Source organism: Peptidiphaga sp. (assembly GCF_057238965.1).
In genome coordinates, this window is sequence record NZ_DBHHEV010000038.1 from 1 (window position 1) to 8,331 (window position 8,331).

The 8,331-nt window shown below is 60.6% G+C and carries 4 protein-coding genes; all 4 read right to left on the bottom strand.

Annotation, left to right across the window (positions count from 1 at the left end):
• Positions 1-493: 493 nt before the first annotated feature.
• The 4 genes from ACO48X_RS06000 to ACO48X_RS06015 all read right to left on the bottom strand — a co-directional run bounded on the left by ACO48X_RS06000 (position 494) and on the right by ACO48X_RS06015 (position 8,114).
• Complete coding sequence (locus ACO48X_RS06000; RefSeq protein ID WP_485001208.1) at positions 494-3,415, bottom strand: hypothetical protein; 2,922 nt, start codon at positions 3,413-3,415, stop codon at positions 494-496.
• An 18-nt stretch (positions 3,416-3,433) separates the two neighbouring features.
• Positions 3,434-5,902 (bottom strand): hypothetical protein, encoded by a 2,469-nt coding sequence (locus ACO48X_RS06005; RefSeq protein ID WP_485001209.1) that lies wholly within the window; start codon positions 5,900-5,902, stop codon positions 3,434-3,436.
• A 74-nt stretch (positions 5,903-5,976) separates the two neighbouring features.
• The gene (locus ACO48X_RS06010) at positions 5,977-6,975 is read right to left on the bottom strand and encodes a hypothetical protein (protein ID WP_485001210.1); all 999 of its coding nucleotides are present in this window, start codon (positions 6,973-6,975) and stop codon (positions 5,977-5,979) included.
• A gap of 2 nt (positions 6,976-6,977) precedes the next feature.
• Positions 6,978-8,114 carry an RAMP superfamily CRISPR-associated protein gene (locus ACO48X_RS06015; protein WP_485001218.1) on the bottom strand — a complete coding sequence of 379 codons (1,137 nt, stop codon included), beginning with the start codon at positions 8,112-8,114 and terminating at the stop codon, positions 6,978-6,980.
• Positions 8,115-8,331 lie beyond the last annotated feature (217 nt).

Below are 8,331 nucleotides of genomic sequence, written 5' to 3' on the forward strand. Positions count from 1 at the left end.
AAGCCGACTGTGTCTCAATGCACCTTCTGGTGCCGGGTGCTTACCGACGAGGTATATGAAATTCGATCATTTGGGTTTCGTATAGTCTCAATGCACCTTCTGGTGCCGGGTGCTTACCGACTGCCGTCTCTGCAAACCGCGTCGCAGCACCGTTTACTCGACGGTAATCGCCACCGGCGATCCATGCACCCTGACTCACCGGTAAACACCGCCTCTATTAGACCACACTTGTGCGGGATTTCGCCACTAAACGGCAATGCGCCACCGATCGCCCAAACCCCGTCTTCCGTGCCGACTTTCGACGGGGCGACGCCGAAAAGTCCCCCATTGTCAGAACTTTCCCAGTGTCCGCGCGCACAGCAGACTCACTGCAAAACCCAAGCAAATGCGAGCCCTCAAGACTCCCACACCCCACAGCAGAGTCAGGGCGTCCAGAGCCGGAGACTCGCGGGGCGCACGTGCAACAGCCACACACAGCGCTCCCGGCGTCGGGCTACTTCTCTGATCTCGCTCTCTTTCCGTCATTCTTGCCTTTCTTCCTCGATTTGCCGCCCGATGACTTTCTCTTTTTCTTCTGTTTTCTGGGCTGGACGGTCAGCGGTTGTTCCGCCATTGAGCCGAAAAGGTCGACGGGGGAAAGCCCCCTGCCTTTCGCCGGGGACCCGGCGGGCGGTTGGACGGCTTTCCTTTCTCCTTTCTTTCTTGGGGGAGTCACCGTCTGATTGTTGGCTCTGTTTTCTTCGAGTGTCATATAGCGAACTTCGACCTCGCGGGCCTTGCCCTGCTCGCCTTGCCGAACGTCGTCGTACCCGTATGCCGCTCGCTGCATCGCCTCGACCCAGGGCTGTTCGTCGAGCTTGAACCTTCCGAGAACGGAAGAGAAGTCCGCGATGCCGGGCGACGGGCTTTCGGGCCCTGTCGGCATGTGGCCGAGGCATCCGTCCAGTGACTCATATCTTTCCGCGAGGTCCCCGCCTTTGTGTGCCGTCATGCTCGTGGCTCTCGCCTCGATCGCCCCTAGTCCGAACGGCTTGCCGAGCCCCATGCGCAAGTATCCGATCGGCGGCTTGGTCGCAGAGGACTCCGCCCGGCTTCCCTCCCTTTCGGCATGGGTGCGCCTGTCTCGCACGCTTCGCGGCACGAGGTTCTCCGGCGTGAGAACCCACAGGAGGGCTGCGAGTTCCTCCTGGGCGAGGTCTGTGAAACGGATCCGGCAACGCAATACTGAACCTGCCTGTATGAACGAGGTGACGAGGAGGGAAACCTTGACGTTCTCTTCAGTCTCCTTTCCATTGGCAAGGACTTGCCCGCCCGCCGAGGGAAGCTCGTTCCGCCCCAAACGGCAACGGTGCACGGGGTATGCGGCGATTCCCAAGAATTGCCCGCGTGAGAAACACTCGCTGCGCGCAATCACCTGACGGCTCCAATTTGGAGCATTTGCCTTGGCCGAGGTACTCCCGGAGGCCGCCGCGCTTCCCGGCGTTGACGCATTACCCGATGGCGGGGCACCCGCACCCGCAGCAAGCGGTGTTTTGCCCTCTTCATCCGTAATGAACCTCCTGGCTGACGACGGTTTGGGCTCCAGCAACGGCGGCAGGGGATGAGGGTCCTTCAGCTTGCACACGGTTTTCAGCGAGGGGTCGAACACGTTCGGCCCGGAGGCGTCGATCGGACCGAACTCGATTCGGCCACGAAGCGCCGCGTCGCCAGGAGAGCCACTCTGAGCTTCGTCGCCTCGGGTTTTCTGCACGACGTATCCGAAAAGCCGATCGGCCGCCGAAGCCTCCCCGGCCTCAGAAAGCGGAAGAGTCTTCTGATCCTTCGCGAGCTCCCACGGGCTCTTCGAGTAGGCATGCCGTCCGATCATGACGGGAACGAGTTCGCGGACCGTGGTCTGGTCTGCGTCGAGCACCGCGTATGCGAGGTCGTCTTTCTTGAGCGCCGCAAAGTCTGGATCGCCGGGTTTGAGGGCCTTGGACTCGCTCTTGTCTGCCATGCGGGTGAAACGATTGGGCAGAGGCGCTTCCGCTCTTCCACCCTTCTCTATCTCCTGTCTTCTGAGAGACAGATAGCTGGCGATGATGTCCTTGTAGGATTGGTGGACGGACGAGGGCGCGACGGCGAACTCGCTTTGGTTCGGGTCCATCTTGAAGAAGAAGCGCTCATCGTGTTTCTTCTCGAACAATTGCCCCGCGGATTTGCCGTCGGGGGCTGTGCGGTAGGCGTAGCCCCAGGCGGTTCTTGTCTCAGGCTTTCCGCAGCGCGCGTCCCGGTTGCGGACGCCGTTCTTCTCCGATTCGCCCGGCCGTCTTTCCGAATCGCGCCGCCGACTTTCCGATCCGTGCCGCCGACTTCCCGATCCGGCCAGCCGCTCTTTCGAGTCGCCTTGAAGGTCGCGTGCCGACCTCTCCATTGCCGAATTGGAAAAAGAGACGATCTCCTCGCCGACGTTGAAGAGGCGGTGCTTCTTTCCGGCGTCGTCGAAGATGTCTGTGACTACCCAATAAGCGTAGAGCGGGGCCTTGCGCTGACCTTGAATGCACAGGGTCATCGTGCAACGAACCCGCTCGCCGTGCGGGGCGAGGCGGCGGGCTTCCTTGAAAGACTTCTTGTTGACGGGTTTGATGTGCTTGCTTTCGCGGTCGGGGAGCGCCGCCGCCCTCAGGATCGAGTACTCCTTCGTGCCGTCGTCGGAGCTGCGCACCGATTCGTGCGGCGTCGTTCCCCGCAGCAGCTCGAGCTTCAGGGAGCCGTCGCCGCGTGCCTCCTCCACTCGCACCGGAACAAGCATGAGAGCGCTGGCCGGATCGCCCCTATATGTGAGCTGGGCGCGATGGAACGAGTCGGTGCGCCGCAGCTTGTTTGAAGAGGACGGATGCGCGCCGAACACCCGAAAACGTGAGGCTGTCAGGGTTTCGTAGGCGCGCGAGACCATTCCCTTGACCATCGTCGGGCTGACGAAAGGCTCTTCGGGCGTGCCGTCCTCGCATTCTTCGCTTCGGAGGCTTCCCGAGACCTCGCTGGTGGGGGCCTCGCTGTCCTCCTCCGTGCCGCTTTGGTCACCGTCGTGCTTTTGGGCGTCATCATGTTTTTGGGCGTCGTCATGCTTCCCGAAGACCAGAGGGGTGTGAACCGTCATCTCCACGTCGATCGAGCCCGACCATCTATCGGGCTTCAGGCGGTCGTGACCGCTGGCGACGCCGTCGTCGAAAAGCGTCTTGGAGAATGCGCCGACGGCGTTGCGAACGTCCGTCGCGTGAGTTTGTGCCTCCTTTGCACGAGCTTGTGCCTCTGCTGCGTGAGCTTGTGCCGTTTCCCGAAGCAGCGGTATCCGATTGACGGCCGAATGGAACGGTTGGAAATCTTTCGGCGCATGGCCGGTAGCGCGAGACTCGTCAGTGTTTTTCTCACTCATAATGGGTTTCCAGACGTTTCATTCCGTCGAAATTCGCATTGGGGACGGACGGTATGTTTTGGTGCTCGGCGAAGAGCCGCAGAGGTCAGTGGGCGACAAGCCGCGGCCTTCCTGCGGTTCGCCGGTTTTGCTGTTCGTCTGGTTGTTCGCCTTGTTTTCGGCCAGGGACATATAGCGCACTTCGACGCCGTCGTCATAGCCGTAGGCCGCACGCTGCATCGCCTGGATCCATGGCAGGCGGTCGAGGTCCAAGCGACGATCGGGATCGACCTCGCGCATGAGCTTCTTCAAGGAGAACTTCGACGGCTTGCGCGTTTTCGCCCCGAACCCGAGACATGCCTCCAGCGATTCGTAGGATTTTGCGAGGCTGCGCCCGCGCCAGGCTTTCAAGCCGTCTTCGGCGATCCGCACTTCCACGGCGCCCAAACCGAGCGGTTTGCCCAAGCCCATGCGCAGGAATCCGACGGGTTTGGCGGGTTCCTCGCCGTCCCCTTTGTCGGCTTCGCTTTTGGCCTTCTCTTCAGCGTTCTCAGTCCGATTTCGCGCCTCCAACGGGATGAGGTTTTCCGGAGTGAGCACCCACACAAGGGACGCCAGCTCAAATTTGCTGAGATTCTCAAAGCGCAACGTGCACTTGAGCGAGCTTCCGGTTTCGATCCACGTTTTGGCGGTGATCCGAACGTCGTCATTGCCCTGCTCGAGGTCGAGCTGGGGAAGCTCGGTTGCGCTTCTGAGGAATCCGGTTTCGTCGACTTGCGGTTCGCGGTGAACGGGATAGGCCGCTGCGCCGAGAAGCTGACCTGGCCCGAAGTATTCTCTCCGGGCACGCAGACGCCATTCCTCCTTTTCTTCTTTGGCGCTGACTTCTTGTTTTCTGTCATTTGGAGCGATGCCGGCGCTTTCATTGTCCCTTTTGATTCGAGGAGTGGCGCCGCCGGAGTCGGTCAGAAAACGCCGGGCGGAAGAGACTTTTGGTTCGAGGAGCGGCGCCAGCTTCTTCTCCTTGCGGCACACTTTCACGCCGGACGAGTCGACCTGTCCAAAGGAGACGCGTCCGCGGCAGGCGACGTCGCCGCCCTTTGCGTTCTCCATCGTTTCCGGCACGACGTAGCCGAAGAGCCTGTCGGCCGGAGAGGCCTCGTCGCGATTCTTCAGGGGTGCGACCAGCTGATTCTCAGCGAGTTCCCGCGGGCTTTTTTGATACGCTCGCCGTCCGACCATCGTGGGCAGAACTTCGCATACGGTGATGTTCTTGCACGTTTTGCCGTAGCAGTCTGGCACCTCGTCAGTGTCGAGGCGGACGAAGACGAGGTCGCCCTCCGCGAGGATCGGCGCCGGTGCGTCGTCGGCCTGTGCTGAAGCGCCGTTTGCGGCTCGATTCTCGCGCTTTTGCGACGCGCGATTGAGCAGATGGGGTTCGGGTCCCTTGTACTCGTCCGACGCTTTGCGATAGCTCTCGATAATCAGCCTGTAGTCGCGAATGTTCGTTTCAGTGAGCCGCAGAATCGTTCTCGAGATGTCTTTCTCCGAAGAGTCGATCTTGAATTTCTCCAAAGAGTCGATCTTGAAGAAGAACCTCTCGTACTTCTTGTTCTCGAACAGGTCGCTTGCAAACTTGCCTTCGGGTGCTGTGCGGCAGGCGTACCCCTCAACCTCAATGGGTCTGGCACTCCGATCGCCCTTTCGCGTAACACGGAAGAACTCTTCGAGTTTGCCGGTGTCCTTGCTCCGCACATGCGTAACTACGGGCTTGCCGTCTTTGAGGCGAGTCAAACCGACGCGAACCGGATCCCCGTGGGGAGTCAATGAGCGAAACCTCTTGAGTACCTGCTCTGCAGGCGGAAGAAGTCCGGCTCCGGGCACTCGCGGGCGCTGAGGCGCTTTCGCGTTTGGGGCTGACTGCGTGTGGCCTTCGCGAACGACCTCGATGCCTTCGATGTTCAGGGAGTCGACCAGAAGCGCCATCTCATTCTTCTCGCCTTTCCCGTTGAGGATTTTGACGGCGAGGTCGCCGGCCTCGTCGCGGCAGACCCTCGCGGGAAAAAGCTGATTCGCCTGCGACGGGTCCACCCGATAGGTGAGTGGGGCGCGGTGCTCGCCGAACACTCGGAAGCGGGATGCTGTCAGGGTTTCGTATGCGCGCGAGACCATTCCCTTGACCATCGTCGGGCTGATGAACGGCCGCCCTGAGACGTCCATCGGCACTTCGACGATGTTCCTCGAGCCGGGAATCTTCTTTAGGCCGTCGAATTCCTCCACTCTGCGGCCTTCGGCGTCTTCCTTATACTGGTCTCCGAAAACGAGCGGGGTGCGGACCGTCATCTCGAGGTCGATCGTGCCCGACCATCCCTCGTTCGCCAGTCGGTCGTGGCCGGGAGCCTTGCCGTCGTTGAAGATGTCTTTTGGCAGCATTCCCTTCGCGACGAGGTTATGCGCCTTCCGGCGAAGAACTGGAATCCGATTGACCGCTGAATGGAATGTGCCCATGTCAGTTTTCCCTCCCTGTTGTTGCGAGCCGCTGTGCGGCGGCCGACGTTCCGATCATTTTTCTGCCCACTTTCTTACGCCCACCTTCCGGTCATGAGCTCGTCGGCGAACACCGTGTTGCCGAACTTCGGCTCCTCTTTGCTGAACTCCGGCTCCACGACAAAAACCTCTATGCTGCGCATGATGTCGGTTTCGTCGAGCTTTTCCTCGCTGGAGATGTCCGCGCCGTGTTGAAGGTACTCGTTCACTCGGCACCAGCACCTTTGGTGGAGCGTTTTCGCCCCGTTGTCTTTGTTCGTCCCGCCATCTTCCGCTTTTTCACGCACGGTTGGGTCGTGATCCTCGCCTTCTCGAAGCCGTTCGACGACGATCTCAGCGCAGCCGCTCCCATTGAGCCAGCGGATCTCGCGGGCGAGGACGCCGCCGTTCGAATCGCGCCCATTGGCTCCCTTGCTCGCATCGGAAGTGTCCGCTGTTTCACCCGATCCGCGATTGCGCGCAGATCCACTCGGCAGGGGGCCGTTCGGCGCTTCACCCGACTGGGGACATTCCAAAGAGCTTCCTGGGGCAATCACCTGCCACAGGCGGAGTTCGTACACGGTGTTGAGGGGCACGCGTTCATGTGAGGAATCGACGATCGGCGAGACGGCGTTCCCGACGGCGGGGGCCGGGTCGCCGTCGTCGGAAGCGGTGATGCAACCATCAGAAATGGTGCCAGACTCAGAGGACCGGGTGGCCTCACGGGAATCCAAATCGTCGATCCGGACGATCGCCTTCGCGCCCGATGTCGTGTAGGCGATCCCTTGGAAAATCCGGGATTGGAACTTCTGGGATGGGCTTTCAGATTCGCCGTCCTGCCCGGAGGCCTCCTGCACAGATGCGAGCTGCTGTGTCAGTTCCGTTGCGACTGCTCGCGCGCGTTCCAATGCGTCGCTGAGCGTTGCGTTCGGGATGAAGACGCGATGCCACTTTACGTCACAGAGCGGGGTGGAAAGGTCTTTCGTGTCAGTGGATTCTGCGCCCTTGTGCGACCTGCCGCTGTTCGGTTGTGTTGTGGGGTTATTCTGACTCATCGTTATGCCTTCTTGTCTTTCTCGTTAAGAAAGTCCGTCCAAGTGAGGCGCAGGCCGTCAGCCGTTCCTTCTTGGATCTTCTCGTTGACGCGTCGGAGCTGGGCGAGAAGTTTCTCCGCTACGGACTCGCCGTTGTCGTGAATGTCCCACCCATGCGCAGGCGGAGGCAGGATGTCTTCAGGCCCCTCTATGGTTAAGCGGTTGACCTTCACTTCGCCCATTCCGCGGGTTCCGCGGCTGCCCAGCGGTAGCGTCCCGGTTGCGAGTTCTGCCAGGGTCAAACCCAGAAGGCAGATTGCGGCTCGTCGGCGGTCGAGGTCTATTTGATCGCGTCGGTCGTTTGCGTTGGGAGTGCCCTGCGATCCGCTGTCGGTTTGAGGATCGCTGTCGTGTTGAGGACCGCCTTTAACTTGCGATTCGGCGTCGGTTTTCACCCCGGTGTCGGCTTTCGGACCGCGATCGCCTTTTAATCCACCGTCGTCTTTCGGTTCGGCGTTGGCTTTCGGCCCGGTGTCGGCTTGAGGCCAATCGTCACTTTGCGAAAGTCCGACAATTCGGTCGAGGTCGACCTCAATATGAAGTGGCTCCCAATCTGGGAGTGGATACTCCTCGAAGTAGAGAGCCTTGTCGGCTACTCCGCCCGTCCATCGATCGCCGGCGTTGTGGGCGACGAGGCGCAATTGCTCGTCGGCTTTGCCTGGCTTGGAAAGCGTGTCGAGGACGGTCACCGCTCCTCGTCGCTCCGTCGTTCCAAACAACGCGCGGACAAGCGTTGGGTCGTTGGCGAGCTGGTCGTGGACGGGCACATTGGACCAATCCGGCGTCTCATCCTCCCGCTTCCGATAGAGAATCGTCCGAGCGATCCTTGAAGCACGTGCGCGAAGCGCGCCCCGGACCGAGCTTCCGGGCAGTACAAGAGGGGCCTTCGGCTCGCCGTCGGCTGTTTTATATGCCCGCAATGGGCGCGCCGTGTTCCTGGAGCCCTTTTGCCCATCGGTATTCTCGGCTTCGCCCGCTTTCGACGACTCGTCACCTTTCCGGGGCTTTTCACCTTTCTGGGATTTGTCAGCTGCCGATGGCTTTGTGGCGCCCTTTTGGGTGTTGGGGCTCTTCTCGCTGCTTCGAGCGTTTTGAGGCACCGCGTCTGAGCTCTTTCGATTCGCCTCTGAGCCCTTTTGATTCTCGCTCCCCTTGTTGGTTTCAGTTGCGGAATCCTCGTTATTTCCTTCCTTTTCGGCTTGATTCTCTTCGTCGGTTTCGGCGACGAGAATTCCGGTTGGGCTTTCCCATTCGATGTCGATCGTGATTCGGTTGCCGGTACGGAGCGTTGCCGGTTTGGTGCCGCCAGTCCCAGCA